This window comes from Vibrio sp. NC2 (assembly GCF_025195005.1).
GTDB classification, from domain to species: domain Bacteria; phylum Pseudomonadota; class Gammaproteobacteria; order Enterobacterales; family Vibrionaceae; genus Vibrio; species Vibrio splendidus.
Genome location: NZ_JANVFC010000012.1, coordinates 65567 through 88785 on the forward strand (window position 1 = coordinate 65567; position 23219 = coordinate 88785).

A 23219-nucleotide genomic window follows, 5' to 3' on the forward strand; every position below is an offset into this window, starting at 1 on the left:
GTATCTCTATATGGATATATAGTCGTTTTTTTGTATGAAGACAATTTTGTTATTTGTTTTCGATGCTACGTAGCTTTGTAAGTGGAGTAATAAATGAGTGACAAACAATATGCAGTTATCGGCTTAGGGCGTTTTGGGTTATCTGTATGCAAAGAGCTACAAAGTTCAGGGGCGCAGGTGCTCGCTGTCGATATTGATGAAGAGCGAGTGAAAGAAGCGGCCAATTTTGTTTCACAAGCGATTGTTGCGAACTGTACGAGCGAAGAGACAGTTAAAGAACTAAGGCTGGACGATTACGATATGGTGATGGTGTCGATTGGCTCTGATGTTAACTCCAGTATTCTAACGACGCTAGTGGTAAAAGAATCAGGCGCAAAAGCCGTTTGGGTGAAGGCGAACGATAAGTTTCACGGTAAGATCCTTTCTAAGATTGGTGCCGATCATATCATCATGCCGGAGCGAGACATGGGTATTCGTGTTGCGCGTAAAATGTTGGATAGACGCGTTCTTGAGTTTATCGACCTTGGCAGCGGCTTAGCGATGACGGAAATTGTTATTGGTTCCAATTTTTTGGGTAAGAAACTTGGTGACCTTAAGCTGTGCAAAGAAAATGGTGTTGAGGTACTTGGTTTCAAGCGAGGCCCGAACCTAACTAAAGCACCTGAACTGGATGTGAGTTTAGAAATTGGGGATGTGGTGATCATCGCAGGGCCGAAAGAGACCTTATCTAGAAAGCTACGCAATTGGTAACTGGCAATCGGAAATAAGGTAACAGTATGAATTCGTTAAAACGAAAAGGTACTTTCTACACGCTTAAGAGTGATAAAAAGCCACGTAAAGGCTCTGAACCTAAGATTATCCTTACGAGCTTCTTAGGCGTACTTATCCCGTCTGCAATATTGTTGACGCTACCCGTGTTCTCTGTGACAGGTCTAAGCTTTACGGATGCACTGTTTACTGCCACGTCGGCGATCAGTGTGACAGGCTTAGGTGTTGTTGATACCGGTCAGCATTTCACCTTGGCAGGCAAAATCTTATTGATGTTCTTGATGCAAGTCGGCGGGTTAGGGCAGATGACCCTTTCTGCGGTGCTGCTCTATATGTTTGGTGTTCGGCTAAGTTTGAAACAGCAAGCATTAGCGAAAGAAGCATTGGGGCAAGATCGTAAGATTAACCTCAGAAAGTTAGTGAAGAAGATCATCATTTTTGCATTGGTGGCCGAATTTATAGGTTTCGTATTGCTCTGTTTTCGTTGGGTTCCTGAAATGGGATGGGTAACAGGGAGCTTTTACGCGTTATTTCACGCGATTTCCGCATTCAATAACGCAGGGTTTGCGTTGTTCTCAGACAGTATGGTGAGCTTTGTTGACGATCCACTGGTGATCTTTACCTTAGCAGGCTTGTTCATTTTCGGCGGATTAGGTTTTACTGTCGTGGGCGACCTATCGACTAACTGGCGGAAAGGCTTCCAACATCTGCACTTACACACCAAGATTATGCTAACGGCGACACCGACGTTATTGTTGGTGGGCACGGTGATGTTTTGGTTATTGGAGAGAAATAACTCAGCGACGATGGAGGGCTTGTCGACACAAGGGCAGTGGCTGGCGGCATTTTTCCAGTCAGCGAGTGCTCGTACTGCTGGTTTTAATAGTGTGGATTTGTCTCAGTACACTCAGCCTGCATTGTTGGTGATGATAGTACTGATGTTGATTGGTGCTGGTTCAACTTCCACTGGTGGTGGTATTAAGGTTTCGACCTTTGCGGTTGCATTTGTCGCGACTTGGACTTTCTTGCGTCAGAAGAAGCATGTCGTGATGTTTAAGCGTACTGTGACCTGGCAAGCGGTAACAAAGTCATTGGCCATTATTGTGGTTAGTGGAGCACTATTAACCACTGCAATGTTTTTGTTAATGCTTACTGAGCAGGCCGCGTTTGATCGAGTGATGTTTGAGGTAATTTCGGCCTTTGCGACGGTTGGCTTAACAGCCGGTTTAACCGCAAACTTAACTGAACCGGGGAAATACATCATGATTGTGGTAATGGTGATTGGACGAATCGGACCTTTGACTTTGGCTTACATGTTAGCTCGCCCTGAGCCTTCGTTGTTGAAATACCCTGAAGATACTGTGCTAACGGGTTAATAAGGTTAACAGGCTAAGTTAACCCTTCTTGTTAGTGCGTTAGAAAAACAAAGCCAGCGAATATGCTGGCTTTGTTTTTTAGAGGTTCAGAGGTTTATAGTAAGTTTCTGAATTCTTAGCCTTCGAACATTTCAATATATTCTTCATAGCCTTCGTCTGCCAGTTTATCCGCTGGAATAAAGCGCATTGCGGCAGAGTTCATGCAGTAACGTAACCCCGTTGGTTTTGGACCATCTTTAAATACATGTCCTAGGTGAGAGTCACCAAATTTACTGCGAACCTCTGTTCTTGGGTAAAGCAGTTTGTAGTCAGTAGTTGTGACGACATAAGCCTCGCTGATTGGCTGTGTAAAGCTCGGCCAACCTGTACCTGATTTGTATTTGTCTTTTGAAGAGAACAATGGCTCACCAGTCACGATATCGACGTAAATACCTTCTTGCTTGTTATCCCAGTATTTGTTGTCAAACGGGCGCTCTGTCGCGTCGTCTTGTGTGACATCGTATTGCAGTGAAGTTAGAGAAGCTTTGATCTCTGCATCAGACGGCTTGCTGTATGTCTTAGCATTGGCTGTCGTATTCTTACCATCGATGATCTGACGGATCGTTTGCGGGTTTTCTTTTCTATCATCGCCGAAGACTTTATCTAGGTACTGATCACGACCAGAGGCGTAGCGGTAGTAGTTATAACGAACTTTGCTCTTCTTGTAATAATCTTGGTGGTAATCTTCTGCTGGCCAGAATTTTTCAAACTTAATCAGTTCTGTTTTTAGTGGTTCACCAAAGATCTGAGCTTTGTCTATCTCCATCATGAAGTTTTGAGCGACGTCTTTCTGTTCTTGGTTATGATAGAAAATAGCAGGTCGATATTGTGGACCTCTATCTACGAAAGAACCTTTGTCGTCGGTTGGGTCGATGTGTTGGAAGAATTGGTCAAGCACCTGTTCATAGCTGACCACATCAGGGTTATAGGTCACATTGATTACTTCGATGTGGCCAGATTTACCCGATGAAACTTGTTTGTAGGTTGGGTTTTCTAATTCACCACCAGAATACCCAGAGATAACGTCTGTCACGCCTGTCAGTTTTTCTAGATCGGATTCTGTACACCAAAAACAACCACCAGCCAGTGTCGCGATTTCAGTTTTACCTGAATTAGCCGTTTTATCCATTGTATTGGCAGTGCCAGTCTGGCTTACAAACAGCGAAATCAGTGGTAGTGCAACCACGAGTGATACCAATATTTTAGATAATTTATTCATAGATACCTCATCTTGACGTTTTTCTCATTCGATTTTGAATGTACGAATAGAGACAGGTTTTAGATGGAAAAAATTACACTATTCATGAAAAAAATATCTCAAATAGAAAATCTTGCTCATAAATGCCGCCAGTAGTAGGGTGTAGGCATTGATATAAAATACCAAATAATGATGACGTTTTCGTACATCTAAGGAACAACATGCAAGCAGAAGTTAAATGGGTCGAAGGCTTTAAATTCCTAGGTCACTCTCAATCAGGCCATTCTATTGTTATGGATGGAAGCGGCGGTGCTACAGCGCCAAGCCCTATGGAGATGGTGCTCATGGCCGCTGGTGGTTGTAGCTCTGTTGATGTAGTGGACGGTTTGAAATCTGCGGGTCAAAGCATCACTGGTTGTAATGCAAAGCTTGAAACCAAACGTCGTGAAACAGCGCCGAAAATCTTTACTGTGATTAATATTCACTTTGAAGTGTCTGGTGACAACCTTGATCCTGATCAGGTTGCTAAAGTCTGTGCGGATTCATTAGAAAAGTACTGTTCTGTATGTCTAATGTTGGGTGCTGGCGTAGAGATGACTCATAGTTGGGAAATCGTCTAGTCTCTGATTGTACAGCTTGGCGTTAGGCTAATCTTTACGGCTTACGGCTTACGGCTTACGGCTTACGGCTTACGGTTTATGGACAAAGACAGATAAAGAAAAGGGCGGAGCACTTTAAAGTGCTCCGCCCTTATTATTTTAACTAAGGTAGAGTGCTATTATTCAGTAGCTTCTACGACAACTTCTTCAACTTTGACTTCTTCTTGGTATTCAAAGCCAGGGATCGTTGCGTCAACACGACGGTTTTGAGCACGGCCTTCTGCTGTATCGTTTGATGCGATTGGATTCTCTTCGCCTTCACCTGACGCTGTAATTCGGTCTGCTTCAATGCCTTGCTCTTCGATGTATGCCGCTACAGCTGCTGCACGCTTCTTAGAGATCATCATGTTGTATTCAGCTGCGCCTGTTGAGTCTGTGTGACCAACAACATCAACTGTTGATTGAGGGTGAGCTTTAAGTACTTCAACTAATGGCATTAATGCAATTTTGCCATCTGTAGACAGTTCAGTACTGTTAGTCGCGAACATTTCTTGAGAGTAGCTCTCTGTTTGCGCTTTAGTTACAACGACAGTCGTTTTCTCTTCAACAACAACTGCAGGCTCTGTGATTGGCTCAGATGGCGCTTGAGTCACTGCTACTGCAGAAGCTGTTGCAGCCGCCGCTGATGCTGTTGTGTTGCCAGTACCGAAGTTGTAGCTAACACCAACTGATAGTAGGTTCGAGTTCAGGTCTTGAACGTAGTTGTCGTCGAAATCATCAAAATATTGGTATTCAACACGCAATGCCCAATCAGAAGAAAGCTGCTTCTCTAGACCGATGCCAGCAGAAAGAACAACGTCATCTTCGCCACCGTGTGAAATGTATGCCGGGCCCGCTTTGAAGAATACATCAAACTCTTGTTGTACTGCTAGACGGTACATTGGAGTTAGCGAGATTGCGATTAGTGGGTCGCTGAACGCAGCTGTTGTACCGTTTTTTGAAAAGCTTGTCTTGTAGTCGCCAAGGAAGTCTGAGCTTAGCTCAATACCAAATTTGTCATTAAAATTGTAACCAGAGTAGATGCCTGCACCAATTGCATCATCATCACATTTAGCACCGGCTACACATGCGCTGTCTAGCCAGCCTATACCCACTTTTGCACCTACATAAGTGGTTGCAGCAATAGAAGGCGCTGCTGCTAGGCCTGAAGCGGCAACAACAGCACACATGATTTTTGACAGTCTTTTCATAATCTTATCCTTGGATTAGCTATTATTGTTATCTGAACTTACCAGTAAAACGATCACTTATTGGGTTACGACACTGCTTATAATAAGTAAATCAAGGTGTTGGTTCAGGTGAACCTATTTCTTTCTTGCTACTTATATTGTTAATCTGATTGCGTATTAGAGTCAATGAAATTGTTAAATATTATATATTTAAGATGTTTTAATTGTTGATTTTATCATTTGTTGGAATGCTTATATCTAAGCTATAGCCTAACCTCGTCTATTTACCAGTGGCCCTACGGGTAATAAGTAAAAAACTTGCGCTTTATCATGCTTATAAAGCAAAAATCCCCACCCAATATGTATAACTCGAATGAATACATGATTGGGTAGGGGTTTGAATTAAAGCGATTAGAGATGTTTTTCACGTACTTTATATCACGTGAACATCTCGCTTTTGCTTATGGGCGCTCTCCTGCCAGTAAACGCTGTTCAATATCTGCAATGACGCCTGGTAGGTCTGCAATGGTATCGATCAGGTAGTGCGGATTTGATTTGTTTAGCTTAACGCTTGCTTTTTCACGTGCAGCCGCAAGTGTTGTCTCGTCTGCATCTAAATATTCTTGATACGTTAAGCCTGCTTCGTTCCCCGATAATACAAGTCCAACTGTCCACATCCCTGCGTTGTGACCTTCATCGATCCCCGGTGCTGCGTCGTCTACTTTTACACACGCAGCAACGCTGGTTACACCTAGGTCGATTACGTTTTTCAGTGCCATAAATGGAGCAGGGCGACCACCTTGAGGTAAGTCATCGGTCGCTACCACGTTATCTGGTCGGTAACCGTAATCTGCAGCAGCAGGAATTAAAACATCCATCACTTCACGTGGGTAACCTGAACAAGATCCGATCTTCACGTTCTTCTCTTTTAGGTTATTGACCACTTCTATCGCATTCAAAATAGGTGCTGCGTGATCGGCTACTTTCGCTTTTTGAAGAGGCATGAATGCCGCGTAGATCGCGTCAACGTCTTCACTGGTCATCGAGCGTCCGAACTGAGCCTTCCAACGAGCGTCAACAGCAGGAATTCGACCAACTGCTTGGATGTGGTCCCATTTGCCGATCCCCATAGGTTCACGCGCTTCTGCTAAGTCGATATCAAAGTCGAAACCTTGTCTGAATGCTTCAACGAAAATGCTGGTTGGAGCAAACGATCCAAAATCAACGATAGTGCCAGCCCAGTCAAAGATAACCGCTTGGATAGGTGATGTTGTGTTCATAATAATGTCCTATTTTTGTGTCACTGCCAGTTCAAAAGTACTGGGGGACGAATGATTTTTTAGGTTATTAATTGCTTGAAATTATTGCTTCAAGACATGCTTTAAAAGGTGGTTTAAAGGTACTCAAAGTCTTTGCAGACTTTTGCTATCGCTTTTTCGAATACAGCCAGAGCGACTTCTAGTTCGCTGCGACTGATGATCAATGGTGGGCTCAACTGAATCACATTACCTTGTGATACCTTAAAGCTCAGGCCATCGTTTAGACATTGGTAAAGCACGGCTTCTGCTTCATCGAAAGCTCGGGTTTTGGTGATGTGGTCAGTGACCAACTCCACCCCCCAGAGCAGGCCGATGCCGCGAACGTCACCAATGACTGGGTACTTCTCTTTCATTTGATGCAGCTGTTCACGCACGAATGCGCTGTCCGCTTGTACTTTTTCAAGTAGGTTTTCTTGTTCAATTACTTCCATGGTTGCGAGTGCTGCCGCGCAACCAATAGGGCTTTTCTCATGGGTGTAGTGACCAAGAGATACTTGCGCTGCCGTGTTGTATTTGTCTTTTGTGATCATGGCTGCGATTGGTACTAAGCCGCCGCCAAAACCTTTACCGATACAAAGAATGTCAGGCTCGATATCAAAAGCTTGGTGTGTAAACCATTCGCCACTGCGACCCATGCCATTAGGGATGTCATCAATGATCAACAGGACGTTGTGTTTGTCACAAATCTCACGGATGCGCTTCCAGTAAGCTTTGCTTGGTACTTGCACGTCTGTGTTACGCACTGCTTCTGCAATGAAGGCACCAATGCCACCTTCTTTTTCAATCACGTACTCTAGGTAATCCGCATAATGCACATCACATGAGGTCTCACTTTCACCGCCTGCGCTACTCTCACTTAACGGAAAACTATCGCGAGGCGAAAAAGAGTCTCTAAGCGGAAAAGCACCACGATAAGAGACTGCTGGTGGAATACGTTCTACGCCAGCCATTAACGGCCCCATACCCTCGCGGAAACACGCTTCGCCACCTACTGAAATTGCATCGAGTGACGCGCCATGGAAGGAATCCCACAATGAAACGACTTTGAAGTTGTTGGTGACATGTCGAGCCAGTTTGAGTGCCATACCAATCACCGATGTGCCACCTGGAGCAAACAACACACGGTTTAAATCGCCACCGCAGATCTGTGTCAGCTTCTCAGCGCACTGAACGGCAGTTTCATTGGTAAAGCGACGGGGTGAAAACGGCAATGATGCCATTTGTTGAGTCACTTTATTAATAATATGTGGGTGACCATAACCTAGCTGGTGAACATTATTCCCGTGAAAGTCTATGTACTTCTTACCAGTCGCATCTTGAATGTAGATACCTTCAGCGGCTTCAAGTGTGTCTAGGCAAGGTGTCGACATCGCTTGATGAAGAAATACATCAGAGTCACGTTTTAACATCGCTTGAGTCGCATCATCGTTTAGCGATTCGTTCCATTTTTCGCGTGCTGGCGTGGTGTTCACATCGCCTTCGCTTCGAAAGTGTGTGGCCTTTAGAGTCGGCTCTTGATTGGTCGTCGTCATTATTTGATGTCCCAGTACATAGCGTTTTTCACTGCGCCAATGAGAGCTTCAATGTCTGACGGATACACTTCACCGATGTTACCGATTCGAAAGCAGTCTGCGTTTGAAACCTTGCCCGGGTAAATCACAAACCCTTGCTCTTTCAATCGGTCATAGAATTCCTTGAATTGGTAATCGCTATGAGTTGGAGAGTAGAAAGAGGTGATGATAGGTGAGTGAAGGTCATCATTGAGCAGTGGTTCAAAGCCAAGAGAACGCATACCTGCAACCAATGTGGTTTGGTTAGTTTGGTAGCGATTATGACGAGCTTCGATGCCGCCTTCATGTTCCAATTCAAGTAGAGCTTGGTAGAAAGCACGCACTGTATGAGTCGGAGAGGTGAAGCGCCATTTACCATGGTTGCTTTCCATGCAGTGCCATTGGTCAAACAGGTCAAGGCTTAATGAACGAGCTTGGCCTTTGCATTTTTCCAGTTCCGATTGCTTCGCAATAACAAAGCCGAATCCAGGTACACCTTGAATACACTTGTTTGCCGAGCTGATCATGTAATCGATACCTAAGTCAGCAATATCCATAGGGATACCACCAAAACTCGACATCGCATCTAGAATGACGGTTCTGTTGTGCTGTTTTGCCAATTTGGCGATGTCTTCGATTGGATTCAACATACCCGTAGTGGTCTCACAGTGCACAATCGCAACGTGAGTAATGTCTGAATCCATAGCCAATGCCGTTTCCATTTCGTTCAAGTCAGGCTGTGATGTTTCACCTGGGGAAACGACATGGCATGGAATGTTTAAATATTCTGAGATTTGAGCAATACGAGCACCATACGCACCGTTGTCAACAACAAGAAGCTTGCCGCTTTGAGAGATAACGCTACCGATTGTTGCTTCAACTGAAGCGGTGCCGCTACCTTGCATTAATACACTTGTATATCCCGCCTGCTTAGTCGCCAAAGTCACAAGCTTGCTACGAATCACTTCAACAACGTCTTTGTTGTATTCATCATCCCAAGTACACCAGTCTTTTAGCATCGCTTGGCGAACGGTTTCAGAAGTAGATAGAGGACCCGGTGTCAGCAGTAAGTATTCGTTTCTCATGTTCAATTCTCGTGATTTGTATTTTGGACTATACCAATATTTGCGGTTACTTTAACAACCAATTTAAACGGTCGTAAATAGCCCAAACGTTATTTTCACAAAAGCTTCATATTCAAATTTGTCACTTTTGTTGAGAAATTTTCCGATCTTTAAATTGCCATTTTTTGTTCATTTAATCGTCATAAAAGCCAGTTAGCTTAATACTCGAAATCTGGTACATACCAATGCAAAGGTGTGTGTTAACAACCTAAATGAATTTATGGATATAGAAGCCTCTAGATGGAGCTTCTAGCCTTAACAACTTTAACCTTGGCAATTCCTAACCTTGGCATCGGGCCTGACTGGAGAAAATGATGAAAAACCGTTTTATGAAAGGATCACTTGCAGCTTTAGTTACTCTATTGGCTGGTAATGCTTATGCAGCACAGGAAGTGACGGTTTACACCGCTTTTGAAACTGACATTTTAGCGAAGTACAAAAACGCATTTGAAAGTGAAAACCCAGACATCAACATCAAGTGGGTACGTGATTCAACTGGGATCATGACGGCAAAATTATTGGCCGAAAAAAACAACCCGCGTGCAGAGGTAGTTTGGGGACTTGCTGGTTCTTCAATGGCACTGCTTAAAGAAGAGGGCATCCTGAAACCTTATACGCCTCAAGGTGTAGAAGCATTACGCGCTAACCTTAACGACCCACAGTCTACTCAAGCTTGGTACGGTAATGATGCATTCTTCAATGCAGTTTGTTTCAACGAAGTGGTCGCTAAGCAACTTAACTTACCTGCACCTAAATCTTGGGATGATCTAACGAAGCCTATCTATAAAGGCCACATTGCTATGCCAAACCCAGCGTCTTCTGGTACGGGCTACATGCAGGTTTCGGCTTGGTTACAAAACATGGGTGAAGACCAAGGTTGGAACTACATGCAGAAGCTAGACCAAAATATTGCTCACTACACGCACTCAGGTTCTAAGCCATGTGTTCAAGCGGGCATGGGTGAAGTCGCTATCGGTATTTCTATGGCGAGCCGTGGCGCTAAGCTGAAAACTCAAGGCGCTCCACTTTCAGTGATTACACCTGAAGGCATCGGCTGGGAATCTGAAGCGGTAGGCCTTGTTAAGCCTTCTGATGCAGCACAACGTGTTATCGATTGGTCTATTTCTAAAGCGGCAAATGAGCTTTACATCGAAATGTACCCAGTTGTTGGTCACCAAGATGTGACAGGCAAAGCAGAGAACTTCCCTAATGTAGAAAAGAACATGGCAAAAATGGACTTCGCTCGCATGGGCAGTGAACGTGCAGACGTTCTTAAAACATGGTCTGAGAAGTTTGACGCTAAATCAGAGCCAAAATCTTAATCTGCTGAGCTTTTTAGTTCATGAGCTCCTTGGTTAATTATCTACCGAGCTTATTAGACACATGGTTTATTAGATATATGGCTTATTAGACACGTAGTCCATTAGATATGCAGCTCATTAGAAGTTAGAAATCAGTAAAGGAAGGCTTCGGTCTTCCTTTTTTAGTTTTACGCCTTTAGGTTTTAAGTAAGGTACAACAAATGACAAAGCACTACTCATATTGGTTCAAGCAAGCGTTAGAGCAAGAGTTTGGCAACATCAATGAGGGGCTAGATTCGGCGAAGTCGCTCCAAAAAGACGTCAACTGTGATATCGCCATTGTTGGCGGTGGCTATACGGGGTTATGGACGGCGATTTTAATCAAACAACAGCAACCCGAAAAGCATGTTGTCGTGATTGAAAAAGGTCTATGTGGTAGCGGTGCTTCTGGTGCGAACGGCGGTTGCATGCTGACGTGGTCAACTAAGTATCCGACGCTGAAAAAGCTCTACGGAAAAGAACAAGCGAAATGGTTGGTTAAGGAATCGGAAAAGGTTATATACGAGATCGAAGCCTTCTGTAACGAACACAAGATTGACGCGCATCTATATCGAAGCGGTACTTACTACACGGCGACCAATGAAGCGCAAAAGGGTGGAATGGAGCCTGTTGTTAATGAGCTGGTTAAGCAGGGTATTAATAGCTGGAAGAAGTGCGACAATTCTTTGGCTGATAAAGCGGGATCTGATCGCCACATTGAGGGTTACTACTCAGAAGCTGCGGGTAGTGTGCAGCCAGCGTTATTGGCGAGAGGCTTACGCCGCGTTGCGACCGAATTGGGTGTCGAAATTTACGAAAATACAGAGATGACATCACTCGACTATGGCTCCCCAGCTCGAATTCAAACCAAAGGCGGTTCCGTATTTGCGGATAAAGTGATTTTGGCACTCAATGCGTGGATGCTCGATCACTTTAAAGAGTTCAAACGCAGCATAGTGGTTGTTTCTTCAGATATGGTGGTGACCAAGCCTATTCCTGAAAAGCTCAAGCAGTTTGGTCCAGAGAAAGGGGCAGCGGTGGTAGATTCGCGTATCTTTGTCCACTATTACCGAGATACCCAGGACGGACGACTCATGTTGGGCAAAGGCGGTAATAAGTTCTCGTTTGCCAATCAAGTTGAAAGCATGTTTAACCAAACGACCAACTACCTGCCGATTCTCAATCAATCGTTTCAAAAACTGTTCCCTAAATTGGAACAAAGTGAATTCGATTACAACTGGTCAGGAGGCTCAGATCGTTCGGTCACCGGTCTGCCATTTTTCGGTAATCTAAAAGGCCAAGGCAACATCTATTATGGGCTTGGTTATTCAGGCAATGGCGTTGCTCAAACCCGTATGGGCGGAAAAATTTTGTCAGCAATGGTACTCGATATCGACAATGCATGGACACGAAGTGGTTTAACCAAAGGCCCATTAGGACACTTCCCGCCAGAGCCATTTCGTTGGGTAGGTGCGATGATGGTGCGTGATGCGGTACGAAGAAAAGAGAACGCGGAAGATTCGGGTAGCACGCCATTGTGGCTAGATAAACAGTTATCCAAACTCGCAGGTGCGGCGGGCAAAGCAGATAAACTTGCTGATTAATTGTGTTGTAGAGTCTCTCCAGTAGTTGGGGGTAAAGGTAACCAATATTTACTAATTTGGTTACCTTTTTTAAATTATCAGTTCCTATTAGAACTGATAAGCTGCGTTTAACTTAATTTCTCGGCCTGGAGAGGCTACACCTTTTGAAAGGTAAGCTTCGTAGTATCGATCGGTCAAGTTGGTAACGATAGCACCAAATGAGAGACCTTTAACCTGCTGGACTTCCCACGTTGCATATATGTCTTGCAATGTATACTGTTTACCCACAGGGTAGCTGTAGATTTTGTCTTCGCCAGTTTTCGTTTGAGCGTCATACCAACGAAGTTTCCAACCTGTTGTTAGTCCTTCGCTCCATTCATAGCCTAAACCTAGGTTTATATTCAATGGTGGCGTACTTGGGAAATCCTCGTCACTGCCTGTCGAATCGGACAAGCTTCCTTTATATTTACCACGGACATAGGCAACAGAAAAATCACTAAAGAAATCAGCAATACGATATTGGTTGATCAGTTCGAAACCGTAATTCTTGTAACCATCTAAGTTGGTATTCCAACTCTGGTTCTCATTGGTGTCTCTGTCTAGATTTCCCCCAACCCTGTTGTGAACATGGTCACTGACATCATTGTAGAACAGAGTTAACTCAGTACCGATTGAGTCGCTGTCGCGAAATAGTCCATCTGTGATATTTATGATGCTGGCTTGGTACGCATGGATTCGAGACACCTCCAGATCACGAGCACTTGCGCTAGCTCTCGCTCGTGAATACTGAACAGAATACAAATTGTCGACGGTTGGCGTTTTCATTGCGTACGCGTATGAGAAGTTTAAACGCGTGTTAGCCGTTGCCTCGTAGTCAAGATCGAGCCGTGGACTGAATCCCTTATGCGTTGTTTCACTGTAATCGTGGCCTGCAGAAGGGTCATTGTAGTCCGATGCTGCATTCCCTTTACCTTTACTCGTGACGTATTCGTATCTTAGTGAAGGGCTGATAGTAAAGTTAGGCGTTGCTTGGTAGTGATCAGCAGCATAGGCAGCATAAGTTCTTTGGATACCGGAAGGCTCATAATACGGAGTATACCAACCGTAGTTTTTGGCTTCTTTTTTTGCTTGAGTAGCATTAAAAACTAATGAATCACGGTCGGTTTTTTGGTATTGGAGACCAGTTACCAAAGTGTGATCACCCAAAACGGCAGTATTGTAAACATCGATAAAATCTCGGCTATAGCTCAACCAAGACTCGTGTCCGTAGCTTCCAACAGACACATACATTTTTTCAAAAGCGATGTCTGGTCGAACCCAATGTCGGTCATTTTCTGAACGTGCTGCCTTGATGTTGAAATCAATATAAGGGTTTGACGGTGAATAGTTGTATGAAATGGTGGTCGTATTGTCGGTATATTCGTTGTAAGTGGTATACGCGTATTTTGCTGCTTCTAGGGAGCCATATTTTTCGATGTTTCTATTTGTAATAGTAGGCATATCTCCGCGACGGTTAGCCCAAGGTTTGCGCCCCTCATCTTTGTAGCGAGTGTGGCTGACTTCAAATTGGTGATGATCGTTTTCATAACCCACTTTGAATAGCATATTTTCTTGCTCGTACCCTGAGTAATCTAAATCTTCGCTGGCTCCACCAACTCGAATGTCGTCAGAGTCTGTAACTGAGCCGTTGGCAATGTAGTAGAACCCTGAATCACTTTTGCCATATAAGCTTAGGTTATAGGCTTTGGCGTCGCCATTGGTGTTGTACCTTTGGTTGACACGAAATCCAAAGCTTTCACCCGGTGTGAGCAAGTCGTCGACCGTTTTGGTTTTGATATGAATGGTGCCACCAAACTTACCGTTGAGTGCTCGATAGTCGTGGGCGCCTTTAACGATTTCCGCTTCGCCAATTAAAAATGGGTCAAAGAAAAATGTGCCATAACGATATTGTTGAAAACCGATTGGTGCACCATCAACGAACACCGCTATATCGCTCGGGTTAGAAAAGCCACGAATGTTGATACGTTCACCACCAGAACGAGCACCACCATCTAGGTGTGCCCCTGGTACCGAGTCAACAAGTGAAGCAAAGTTTGAATACTGCTGCTCTTCTACTTCTTGCCAGTCAACAGTGGTTTGCCCGGGTTCTGATATAGTGATGGGTTTAGTATATTGAGCGCCAAGAACCTCAATATATTCATCCGTAGTTTCAGTTTCGGTTCCATTTGCAATTGAGCTAAATGCGTGTGAAAAGAGAACAGGTAAAAGGCTTAATTTAAAAAATGGATGTGAGTAAATACTCATAAAGCAAGCTTATAGTAATTATTTGGAGAGGGGATTATATGAATATTTACGAAATACTCAAATACTAATGATATTTATTATCATTAGTATTTTATTGCTTGTGTTTTAAGGGGCTTTTGTTTGTAACTGGCCACTCAATCTCATTTGGTGACAGAAGCCTAAGTTCATTACTTCATCAACTCAATGAAGAAGATCTGCGTTGATACTTCCCTCCGAAAGAGGTCGCCGTCATTAACTTTTCAATGTGTATATCCAACGATGACACAAATGCAATATAACTGTCATTTAGCTACTATAAATTTGTCACTCAACTGCAATATTCTCAGTTTAAATTTGGTATATACCATATAGAGAGTGCTGTAGTATGAGCAACCAAACTTATTTGAATATTGAAAACGTTGTAAAGCAATTTGGCCAATTTACAGCGTTAAAAGACATCTCCCTATCGATAGATAAAGGCGAGTTCGTCTGTTTTCTTGGCCCGTCCGGCTGTGGAAAAACCACCTTATTACGTGCGATTGCAGGTCTAGACTTGCCAACTTCAGGTTCTATTGAGCAGAACGGTAATGATACGACCTTCTTGCCACCAGAAAAGCGCGACTTTGGCATCGTGTTCCAATCTTACGCTTTGTTTCCAAATCTCACTGTAGAAGAAAACATTGCGATTGGTCTGAAAAATCAAGGCATGTCGACCAAAGAAGCCCTTGAGACGGTTGAGTCTTGGTTAGAGACCATCGGCTTACCAACGTCTGGTCAGAAATACCCAAATCAGCTATCTGGTGGACAACAGCAGCGTGTTGCTCTGGCTCGCGCATTAGCGTTGTCTCCAGGCTTGTTGCTACTCGATGAACCGCTGTCTGCGTTGGATGCGAAGGTAAGAACACATCTGCGTGACGAGATCTGCCAACTGCAACGCAAGTTGGGTATCACCACTATCATGGTGACGCACGACCAAGATGAAGCCTTAACGATGGCAGACCGAATTGTGGTGATGAACCATGGTGTCATTGAGCAAGTAGGCGCCCCACAAGATATCTACCAAAAACCCGTCAGTCGTTTTGTGGCTGAGTTTGTTGGCAGCATGAACTTCATTCAAGCTTCTGTCGCAGCGCAAGGCAAGATACGTATTGCTGAGTCGATGCTACCGTTGCCGGATTTGGATAACCTCACGCCAAATCTGGGTGATGTTTTCGATATTGCCGTTCGTCCAGAGCAAATCCAGTTTGTTGATCGTTTTAGTGAATCCTTGCCAGTGAGAATCGTATCAAGCGAATTCTTAGGGGCGTTTTATCGTGTTGAGTGTCAATTGCAACATGACTCAACGGCGAAAGAGATCATCGTTGATGTATCAGTCAAAGAGTTCAACCGATTGAAGCTGCGTCGCAGTGATATTCGTTATGTGGCGTTTGACCAACAAGGCCTGAGAGCTTACCCATCGAAAAGCCTGCAAGTGATGAAAGACGAGGCGGCGTAAATAATCATGGAATCGACTCAAATGATGCAATCTAAGCTGCTAATTCAACGACGAGTACAACCTTTTCTGGCTCGATTAAGTAAAGACAACGTAATCCTATTTGGGCTGTTGGCTTTTTTGTCTGTGTTCATGACGCTGTTTATCCTGATGCCACTGTGGGCAATGTTGAAAAAAAGCGTTCAGAATGCAGACGGAGAATTTGTAGGATTACAGAATTTCGCAACGTATTTTGCTTCTCAAAGCCTGTGGCAGTCGGTAGGCAATACGTTCACGCTTGGGTTGTTAGTGACCGTTGTCGTGGGAGTATTAGCGTTTGGCTATGCCTATGCTTTGACTCGTTCATGTATGCCTTTCAAGGGGCTTTTTCAGGTGTTGGGTTCAGCGCCAATTCTTGCTCCTTCATTGCTTCCTGCCATCAGTTTGATCTTCTTATTTGGTAACCAAGGTATCGCTAAAGAAGTCTTGGGTGGCAACTCGGTTTATGGCTTGATTGGTATCTCACTGGGCCTGATATTCTGGACGTTTCCACACGCCTTAATGATTTTAACTACTTCATTGAGAACCTCTGACGCTCGTCTTTATGAGGCGGCACGTGCACTCAATACTTCATCGCTAAAAACCTTCTTCATGGTGACGTTACCTGCGGCAAAATACGGTTTGATAAGTACCTTGATCGTTGTGTTTACGCTGGTGGTTTGTGATTTTGGTGTGCCAAAGGTGATTGGTGGTAGCTACAACGTTCTGTCTACCGATATCTTTAAGCAGGTAGTAGGGCAACAGAATTTCTCTATGGGCGCGGTGACCAGCATCCTATTGCTATTGCCTGCGTTGCTTGCGTTTACCGTTGACCGCTGGGTTCAAAAGAAACAAAAGAGCTTGTTTGATACTCGCTCCGTCGCTTACCAACCAGAGCCAAACACTCTACGTGATGGCGTGTGTTTACTCTATTGCACCGTAATTTCAGTGGCTGTTGTTATCGTGCTAGGTATGGCGATATACGGATCTATGGTCACTTTCTGGCCTTGGAATAAAACGTTAACGCTAAATAATTATAACTTCGCAGAGATGAGTACTTATGGTTGGACGCCATTTTTCAACTCTTTAACCCTCGGCGCTTGGACTGCGATCATCGGTACCGTATTGATTTTCTTAGGCGCGTACTGCATTGAGAAGGGCAGAGCATTTGGTCCTGTTCGTCAAGCAATGCAAATGCTCAGTGTGGTACCGATGGCTGTTCCGGGTATGGTGTTGGGTTTGGGGTATATCTTCTACTTTAATGATTTGAGTAACCCACTCAACTTCTTATATGGCACGATGGCGTTCTTGGTGATTAATACGGTGGTTCACTACTACACAGTCGGCCACATGACAGCGTTAACCGCATTAAAACAGCTGCCTGAGGAAATAGAAGCGACGGCGGCTTCGGTTAACCTACCGCAATACAAGCTGTTCTTTAAGGTGACGGTACCCGTATGTCTGCCTGCGATTTTAGATATTGCGACATACCTGTTTATTAATGCACTTACCACGACATCTGCGGTAGTATTCTTGTATTCTACCGATACGATACCTGCGTCAGTTTCAGTACTGAATATGGATGATGCGGGACAAACGGGTGCAGCAGCTGCCATGGCGGTGATGATCATGATATCGGCAGCGAGCGCGAAGTTGATTCATATGTTAATCAACAAGTTATTCGAGAAGCGCACCCAAGCTTGGCGTAAACGCTAGCGAACCATTTTATGTTGCAGTTGGCCAAGGAGTGGCTGACGACAAGAACAAGAATAAAAGGAAATGAAGTGCAGTACGTAAAAATCAAAGATGTCATCGTAGAACAGATAGAGTCGGGGATGTTAACGCCACGACAGAAGCTGCCTGCGGAGCGCAAACTGGCTGAATCGTTTGATACGACTCGAGTTACGTTACGTGAAGCCTTGTCTTCACTTGAAGCGGAAGGACGAATTTATCGAGAAGACCGACGAGGTTGGTTTATCTCTCCAGCGCCACTGCGTTACGATCCAACACAAACACTGAACTTCACTAATATGGCTTTGTCGCAGAATCGTAAGCCGAAAACAGAATTAGTGGCAGCGAAAGGCATGTTAGCAACCAAGGAAGCAACTAAGCTTCTTGAGCTGCAACCTTTTTCGGATGTTTATCGAGTAGACAGAGTTCGTTATCTTGAAGACAGACCCGTTGTGTATGTGACCAACTACATTCGACCTGAGCTGTTCCCTAATTTGCTTGATTATGACTTGTCTAAATCGTTGACGGACATCTACCGTGAGCACTTTGGCGTGGTGTATCAGAAGATCCGTTACCGAGTGAGCACAACGTCTTTGCTTGGCGAAACCGCGCAAGCCCTGCGTGCGACTTCTGGTTCTCCGGCTATGGTTGTCGAGCGTGTTAATTACAATCAAGACGGTGATTTGATTGACTGCGATATTGAATATTGGCGTCATGACGCGATCAGCATTGAGTCGATCGCGCAGCTAGAGCGCTAGTCATACTTTAGAACGTTGGCATATCTTCAATTATGCAGGATTGCCCAATTGAAACGCTCAAAGGTCTCTTATTCGGAGGCCTTTTTTATCACCTGTTGTCAGCCGTTGTGCTAATTCATCAATAATTTAGGAATGAAATGGAATTCTCTGCGATTGTAATCGTGATCATTTCGGCTTTGCTTCACGCGGGTTGGAACGTTTTAGGTAAATCTAATCAAGGCTCGGGCTCGTCTTTCTTCTTAGCCTCTGGCTTTGCCGCTGCCGCGATATTGACGCCTTACTTGATCTGGTATGTTCACAGTGTAGGGCTATCAAATATCTTACTTCCGTTTTGGCAACTGGTTTTCTTGAGCGGGATTTGCCAAATCATCTATTTGATCGGCTTGGGCGCAGCCTATAAACAGGCTGATATCGGCGTGATTTACCCAATGGCAAGAGCACTGCCCGTGTTGATGGTGGGTTTAGGCACCGTGTTGATAGGCTATGAGCTGTCACCTAATCAATGGTTTGGGTTCACCTTGATTACCTTGGGTTGTTTGTTTGTACCACTTAAGAAGTTTTCAGATTTTAGGTTAAAAGCGTATCTCAACCTTGGCGTGCTGTGGGCGTTAATCGCGGCCATTGGTACCACGGGCTATTCCATCATTGATAAAGAAGCGCTTTTGTTACTCGATCCTTTGAGCACAACAGTTATAACTAACAAGCACACCGCGATTTTCTATCTAGGCATTCAGTTTTGGGCGATTGTGATTCCACTGAGCCTGTGGTTGCTCGTGTCGAATCAAAAAATCGAATTTCATAATGCTTGGTTATTGCGTAAAAGAGCAACACTTGCTGGCATCATGATGGCTTCGACCTATGGCCTCGTATTATTTGCGATGACCATGACTGAAAATGTCAGCTTGGTTGTCGCTCTAAGGCAAGTAAGCATCATCTTCGGCGTAGTGATGGGGATCTACTTTTTAAAGGAAAAGTGGCACGCCACTCGCGGTGTAGGCGTCGTTTTTATCATTGCAGGTTTAGTTATCTCACTGACTTAAAAAGAAATTAAATCCTACCTCCAACCTATAATGTGACTTTTTAGTCACATTTTTCTTATTGATAGCAAACGTTTTACTAATGTTAAAGATGTGATCCTTCTCATAGACAAGGTTGTAAAGTTACCGGTAACATCCACTCCAACGTTACCGGTAACATATAATAACAAGCCGGACTCTGTGAAACTCATAAGGATACCCAAATGAAAGCTCTGACTAAAACGCTGATTGCCGCTTCCCTCTCTGGTCTATTTGCTACTTCAGCAATGGCTGCAGACTTTAAACTTAAGATTCAATCTTCAGATCCATCTGGTGATTTGAACTTCAAGGTTCAGCAGAAGTGGGCTGAGCGCGTAGAAACGATGTCTAATGGACGTATCGACATCGATCTACTTCCTGTTGGTGCTGTGGTTAAGCACACAGAAACGCTAGGCGCGATCAAAATGGGCATCCTAGATGGTCACATCACAGCAACAGGTTACTTCTCTGGTAAAGATCCAGCTTTTGGTCTTATCGGTAATATGGTTGGTGCATGGTCAGACACAACACAGCTGCTTCAGTACATGAACTACGGTGGTGGTAATGAGCTAATGACTGAACTGTACAAGCCTTACGGTGTTCAGTTCGTTGGTGCTTCAACAACCGGCGTTGAATCATTCATTTCTAAAAAGCCAATCGATGGTGTCGCGGATCTTAAAGGTCTTAAACTGCGTGCGCCTGAAGGCCTAGTACAACAAGTATTTGCAGCCGCGGGTGCTACTCCAGTAAACCTGCCAGGTTCTGAAGTATTTACTGGCCTAAGCAAAGGCGTAATTGATGCAGCGGACTACACGGTATTCTCTACCAACCAAAAAGCGGGCATGAACGACATTGCAACACATCCAGTTCAACCGGGCTTTCACTCACTACCGCTTATCGATATCTCTATTTCTCAGAAGAAATGGGACAAGATGCCAGCTGATCTACAAACAATGCTGCAAACATCAGTGCGTGACTTCTCTTACGACATGACAACTCAGCTGAAAATGGCTGACCAAGCGGCGCTTAAAGAAGCTCAAGCGAACCCAGAAATCACTATCCACGACTGGTCTCAAGAAGAGCGTAAGAAGTTCCGTGAAATCGCGAAAGGTCAATGGAAAGTATTTGCAGAGCGTTCTGATAACGCAGGAAAAGTTTACACCTCAGTGACTGTGTTCCTAGAAGAAAACGGCTTACTGTAATTTAAACTTAGTTTACTGACGGGGGAGGGCACTGCTCTCCCGTATTCTCCCAGGATATTTGGCCCATGACAGACAAAACTCCCCATGCCCCAGCTGAAAACGACGAGCAACCAAGAAATGCGCTTGATCGTTTTGTTATAAAGTTCAGTAATCTCGTGAGCTGGTTTTTTATCTTTACTGTATTGATTTCATTTTATGAAGTTGTGATGCGTTACGCATTCGATGCCCCGACCACATGGGTACATGAAACAGCTTCTTTCATCGGTGGTTCTTTATTCATTATTGGTGGCATCTACGCGTTTGCTGCGAATAAGCATGTACGTGTGGTTCTTATCTACGATTCAGTGTCTAACCAAGCACGTAAATATCTTAATCTTGTTCACCACATTGTGGGTTTGGCCTTTGCAGGCATGCTCGCTTATGCAGCTTACTTCACTGCGGAAGAAGCGTGGTTTGCACCATGGGGTGAATTCCGCCTTGAAACATCAGGTTCAGTGTTAAACGCGCCTTATCCTGCGCTGCTGAAAGGCCTGATTTTTGTCGTTTTGTGTGTTCTTGTTGTCCAGTTTGTATTGCACCTAATCCAAGAGTTGATGGGTCTAAGGAAGAATGACGATGTTTGATTTATCTTCTATTGGTATCGCATGGGGCAGCTTGCTCATGCTGGTTATGATGATTGGCTTGCTACTGACCGGTATGCAGCTAGCGTTCGTAACAGGCTTTGTCGCAATTTTCTTCACTCTATGTTGGTTTGGTCCTGATGCCCTGCCTTTGATCGCAAGCCGTACCTACAGTTTTGCTTCTGGTTATGTGTTCCTCGCGGTACCGATGTTTGTATTGATGGCCGCTTTACTAGACCGTTCGGGCATTGCTCGCGATTTGTTTGATGCAATGAAATCTGTCGGCCGTAAGGTTCGTGGTGGTGTGGCAGTACAAACCTTATTAGTCGCGGTTCTATTGGCTTCGATGTCAGGCGTTATCGGTGGTGAAACGGTACTACTGGGTATTCTCGCACTGCCACAAATGCTTCGTTTAGGTTATGACCGTAAGCTTGCTATCGGTACAACCTGTGCAGGTGGCGCACTAGGCACTATGCTTCCACCGAGTATCGTACTTATCATTTACGGTATGACAGCGAGTGTATCGATTGGAGACCTGTTCAAAGCGTCTTTCTTGCCAGCGTTTATCCTTGCGGGCTGTTACATCGGCTACGTATTGATTCGCTGTAAGCTGAATCCTTCTCTGGCTCCTCTTCCTAGTGATGATGAGACAGAAGAAGATATCGCAAATCAGCCAAGCTACTTCAAGGCTCTGTTCTTCCCACTGCTTTCTGTAGCAACAGTTCTAGGTAGTATCTACACGGGTATCGCTTCAGTAACAGAAGCTTCGGCTTTGGGTGTGGTTGGTATCATGATCAGTGCTCTTATCCGTGGTGAGTTGAATTTCAGCATGTTGAAAGAGAGTGCCATCGCAACTATGCGTACCTGCGGCATGATCATGTGGATTGGTATCGGTGCTAGTGCATTGGTTGGTATTTACAACCTGATGGGCGGTATTGATTTTGTTGAAGAAACCATCCTTGCGCTCAGTGGCGGTAACGCGACAGTAACGCTATTAATCATGATGGCTATCTTACTGGTTCTAGGCATGTTCCTTGACTGGGTAGGTGTGGCACTTCTAACAATGCCAATCTTCGTACCAATCATCACTGGCCTTGGGTTCGACCCAGTATGGTTCGGCGTTGTGTTCTGTCTAAACATGCAGGTGTCGTTCTTGTCACCACCGTTTGGTCCCGCGGCCTTCTACCTGAAATCGGTAGCACCCAAAGACATCAGCTTAGGTGAGATTTTCTCTTCACTACTGCCGTTCATTGCACTTCAAGTATTGGTGTTGGCACTGGTTATTATCTTCCCTCAGCTCGCGCTTTGGTGGCAATAACAGCAAAGGTTCCAGAGCGAATCTAATGTTCAGGAACCGATCATCAGCAACACAAGTTTAACTATTAGATTCGATTGTCAGCCCCTGTTTCGGTTGGGGCTTAGGGAAGGCTTGCCTTATGAAAAGCAAAAAAATACTCGTGATGGGCGTATCTGGATGCGGAAAAAGCCTAATTGGTAGCCGTATCGCACAGGCTTTAGAGCTTCAATTCTTTGATGGCGATGACTTCCATCCGCAAAGCAATGTAGAAAAAATGCGTCAAGGTATTCCGCTGACTGACGAAGATCGTCAAGGATGGCTAGAAACACTCAACAAGCAATACATTGAGCAGCCAAGTGCTGTGATTGCATGTTCTGCATTGAAACCTCAATATCGCGACATTCTACGGAAGAACAATGAAGGTTTAGTTATCGTGTACCTACAAGGTAGCTTCGACACCATTTGGAACCGCCACAAAGCGCGCGAGAACCATTACTTCAATGGTCAAGAAATGTTGAAAAGCCAGTTCGCAACCTTGGTTGAACCGAATGAAGCCGATGCGTTGTTTGTTGATATCTCACAAGATGTCGAACAGGTAGTAGAAAGTGCACTCAAACAAATTAAGCAGATAGGCTAAA

At 44.5% G+C, this 23219-nt stretch carries 19 protein-coding genes; 13 read left to right on the forward strand and 6 right to left on the reverse strand.

Features of this window, described 5'->3' with window-relative positions:
* Positions 1-93: 93 nt before the first annotated feature.
* Positions 94-750: a TrkA family potassium uptake protein gene (locus tag NX845_RS15760; protein ID WP_017079662.1), complete on the forward strand. Its 657-nt coding sequence runs from the start codon at positions 94-96 to the stop codon at positions 748-750.
* A 26-nt stretch (positions 751-776) separates the two neighbouring features.
* Positions 777-2144: a TrkH family potassium uptake protein gene (locus NX845_RS15765; RefSeq protein ID WP_102535346.1), complete on the forward strand. Its 1368-nt coding sequence runs from the start codon at positions 777-779 to the stop codon at positions 2142-2144.
* A gap of 115 nt (positions 2145-2259) precedes the next feature.
* Here the strand turns inward: NX845_RS15765 and msrB are convergent, their stop codons facing one another.
* Positions 2260-3402 (reverse strand): peptide-methionine (R)-S-oxide reductase MsrB, encoded by a 1143-nt coding sequence (msrB, locus tag NX845_RS15770; RefSeq protein WP_102500090.1) that lies wholly within the window; start codon positions 3400-3402, stop codon positions 2260-2262.
* Positions 3403-3602: 200 nt separating this feature from the next.
* Here msrB and NX845_RS15775 point away from each other — a divergent pair, with 200 nt between their 5' ends.
* The gene (locus tag NX845_RS15775; RefSeq protein WP_065677256.1) at positions 3603-4001 is read left to right on the forward strand and encodes an OsmC family protein; all 399 of its coding nucleotides are present in this window, start codon (positions 3603-3605) and stop codon (positions 3999-4001) included.
* A gap of 158 nt (positions 4002-4159) precedes the next feature.
* Here the strand turns inward: NX845_RS15775 and NX845_RS15780 are convergent, their stop codons facing one another.
* The 4 genes from NX845_RS15780 to phnW all read right to left on the reverse strand — a co-directional run bounded on the left by NX845_RS15780 (position 4160) and on the right by phnW (position 9163).
* Positions 4160-5230 (reverse strand): OmpA family protein, encoded by a 1071-nt coding sequence (locus tag NX845_RS15780; protein ID WP_017095002.1) that lies wholly within the window; start codon positions 5228-5230, stop codon positions 4160-4162.
* A gap of 440 nt (positions 5231-5670) precedes the next feature.
* Positions 5671-6489 (reverse strand): phosphonoacetaldehyde hydrolase, encoded by an 819-nt coding sequence (gene phnX, locus NX845_RS15785; protein ID WP_065682331.1) that lies wholly within the window; start codon positions 6487-6489, stop codon positions 5671-5673.
* Between the two features lie 113 nt (positions 6490-6602).
* The gene (locus tag NX845_RS15790; RefSeq protein ID WP_260256978.1) at positions 6603-8060 is read right to left on the reverse strand and encodes an aspartate aminotransferase family protein; all 1458 of its coding nucleotides are present in this window, start codon (positions 8058-8060) and stop codon (positions 6603-6605) included.
* Positions 8060-9163, reverse strand: coding sequence for a 2-aminoethylphosphonate--pyruvate transaminase (gene phnW, locus NX845_RS15795; RefSeq protein WP_260256979.1), 1104 nt, complete (start codon positions 9161-9163; stop codon positions 8060-8062). Before phnW ends, NX845_RS15790 begins: the two co-directional genes overlap by 1 nt.
* 350 nt (positions 9164-9513) lie before the next feature.
* Here phnW and NX845_RS15800 point away from each other — a divergent pair, with 350 nt between their 5' ends.
* Positions 9514-10524 carry a putative 2-aminoethylphosphonate ABC transporter substrate-binding protein gene (locus NX845_RS15800; RefSeq protein ID WP_017104203.1) on the forward strand — a complete coding sequence of 337 codons (1011 nt, stop codon included), beginning with the start codon at positions 9514-9516 and terminating at the stop codon, positions 10522-10524.
* A 200-nt stretch (positions 10525-10724) separates the two neighbouring features.
* A complete protein-coding gene (locus tag NX845_RS15805; RefSeq protein WP_065682335.1) occupies positions 10725-12146 on the forward strand; it encodes an FAD-dependent oxidoreductase in 1422 nt (473 codons plus the stop codon).
* Positions 12147-12233: 87 nt separating this feature from the next.
* Here NX845_RS15805 and NX845_RS15810 read toward each other — a convergent pair whose 3' ends face one another.
* Entirely contained in the window at positions 12234-14429 is a 2196-nt protein-coding gene (locus NX845_RS15810; RefSeq protein ID WP_065682336.1) for a TonB-dependent receptor domain-containing protein, read from the reverse strand.
* 364 nt (positions 14430-14793) lie between these two features.
* On the opposite strand from NX845_RS15810, the gene NX845_RS15815 reads away from it, so the two are divergent.
* The 8 genes from NX845_RS15815 (at position 14794) to NX845_RS15850 (ending at position 23218) form a co-directional block, all read left to right on the forward strand.
* Positions 14794-15903 carry a putative 2-aminoethylphosphonate ABC transporter ATP-binding protein gene (locus tag NX845_RS15815; protein WP_260256980.1) on the forward strand — a complete coding sequence of 370 codons (1110 nt, stop codon included), beginning with the start codon at positions 14794-14796 and terminating at the stop codon, positions 15901-15903.
* Positions 15904-15924: 21 nt separating this feature from the next.
* Positions 15925-17634 carry a putative 2-aminoethylphosphonate ABC transporter permease subunit gene (locus NX845_RS15820; RefSeq protein WP_371704956.1) on the forward strand — a complete coding sequence of 570 codons (1710 nt, stop codon included), beginning with the start codon at positions 15925-15927 and terminating at the stop codon, positions 17632-17634.
* A 68-nt stretch (positions 17635-17702) separates the two neighbouring features.
* Positions 17703-18407, forward strand: a complete 705-nt coding sequence (phnR, locus tag NX845_RS15825) for a phosphonate utilization transcriptional regulator PhnR (protein ID WP_009845628.1) — start codon at positions 17703-17705, stop codon at positions 18405-18407.
* A gap of 137 nt (positions 18408-18544) precedes the next feature.
* A complete protein-coding gene (locus NX845_RS15830; RefSeq protein WP_260256981.1) occupies positions 18545-19447 on the forward strand; it encodes an EamA family transporter in 903 nt (300 codons plus the stop codon).
* Between the two features lie 200 nt (positions 19448-19647).
* Entirely contained in the window at positions 19648-20664 is a 1017-nt protein-coding gene (locus NX845_RS15835; protein ID WP_108086729.1) for a TRAP transporter substrate-binding protein, read from the forward strand.
* A gap of 65 nt (positions 20665-20729) precedes the next feature.
* Positions 20730-21287: a TRAP transporter small permease subunit gene (locus tag NX845_RS15840; RefSeq protein WP_017079674.1), complete on the forward strand. Its 558-nt coding sequence runs from the start codon at positions 20730-20732 to the stop codon at positions 21285-21287.
* Positions 21280-22602, forward strand: coding sequence for a TRAP transporter large permease subunit (locus tag NX845_RS15845; RefSeq protein WP_017059512.1), 1323 nt, complete (start codon positions 21280-21282; stop codon positions 22600-22602). Before NX845_RS15840 ends, NX845_RS15845 begins: the two co-directional genes overlap by 8 nt.
* 118 nt (positions 22603-22720) lie before the next feature.
* The gene (locus NX845_RS15850) at positions 22721-23218 is read left to right on the forward strand and encodes a gluconokinase (RefSeq protein ID WP_017059513.1); all 498 of its coding nucleotides are present in this window, start codon (positions 22721-22723) and stop codon (positions 23216-23218) included.
* Position 23219 lies beyond the last annotated feature (1 nt).

What these genes read in the sequence shown, in the direction of transcription:
- NX845_RS15800 (WP_017104203.1), top strand. Translation starts at nt 9,514, where the DNA reads ATGATGAAAAACCGTTTTATGAAAGGATCACTTGCAGCTTTAGTTACT.
- NX845_RS15820 (WP_371704956.1), top strand. Translation starts at nt 15,925, where the DNA reads ATGATGCAATCTAAGCTGCTAATTCAACGACGAGTACAACCTTTTCTG.
- NX845_RS15780 (WP_017095002.1), bottom strand. Translation starts at nt 5,230, where the DNA reads ATGAAAAGACTGTCAAAAATCATGTGTGCTGTTGTTGCCGCTTCAGGC.
- NX845_RS15845 (WP_017059512.1), top strand. Translation starts at nt 21,280, where the DNA reads ATGTTTGATTTATCTTCTATTGGTATCGCATGGGGCAGCTTGCTCATG.
- NX845_RS15790 (WP_260256978.1), bottom strand. Translation starts at nt 8,060, where the DNA reads ATGACGACGACCAATCAAGAGCCGACTCTAAAGGCCACACACTTTCGA.
- NX845_RS15805 (WP_065682335.1), top strand. Translation starts at nt 10,725, where the DNA reads ATGACAAAGCACTACTCATATTGGTTCAAGCAAGCGTTAGAGCAAGAG.
- NX845_RS15760 (WP_017079662.1), top strand. Translation starts at nt 94, where the DNA reads ATGAGTGACAAACAATATGCAGTTATCGGCTTAGGGCGTTTTGGGTTA.
- NX845_RS15850 (WP_017059513.1), top strand. Translation starts at nt 22,721, where the DNA reads ATGAAAAGCAAAAAAATACTCGTGATGGGCGTATCTGGATGCGGAAAA.
- phnW (WP_260256979.1), bottom strand. Translation starts at nt 9,163, where the DNA reads ATGAGAAACGAATACTTACTGCTGACACCGGGTCCTCTATCTACTTCT.
- NX845_RS15810 (WP_065682336.1), bottom strand. Translation starts at nt 14,429, where the DNA reads ATGAGTATTTACTCACATCCATTTTTTAAATTAAGCCTTTTACCTGTT.
- NX845_RS15765 (WP_102535346.1), top strand. Translation starts at nt 777, where the DNA reads ATGAATTCGTTAAAACGAAAAGGTACTTTCTACACGCTTAAGAGTGAT.
- NX845_RS15830 (WP_260256981.1), top strand. Translation starts at nt 18,545, where the DNA reads ATGGAATTCTCTGCGATTGTAATCGTGATCATTTCGGCTTTGCTTCAC.
- NX845_RS15775 (WP_065677256.1), top strand. Translation starts at nt 3,603, where the DNA reads ATGCAAGCAGAAGTTAAATGGGTCGAAGGCTTTAAATTCCTAGGTCAC.
- NX845_RS15835 (WP_108086729.1), top strand. Translation starts at nt 19,648, where the DNA reads ATGAAAGCTCTGACTAAAACGCTGATTGCCGCTTCCCTCTCTGGTCTA.
- phnX (WP_065682331.1), bottom strand. Translation starts at nt 6,489, where the DNA reads ATGAACACAACATCACCTATCCAAGCGGTTATCTTTGACTGGGCTGGC.
- NX845_RS15815 (WP_260256980.1), top strand. Translation starts at nt 14,794, where the DNA reads ATGAGCAACCAAACTTATTTGAATATTGAAAACGTTGTAAAGCAATTT.
- NX845_RS15840 (WP_017079674.1), top strand. Translation starts at nt 20,730, where the DNA reads ATGACAGACAAAACTCCCCATGCCCCAGCTGAAAACGACGAGCAACCA.
- msrB (WP_102500090.1), bottom strand. Translation starts at nt 3,402, where the DNA reads ATGAATAAATTATCTAAAATATTGGTATCACTCGTGGTTGCACTACCA.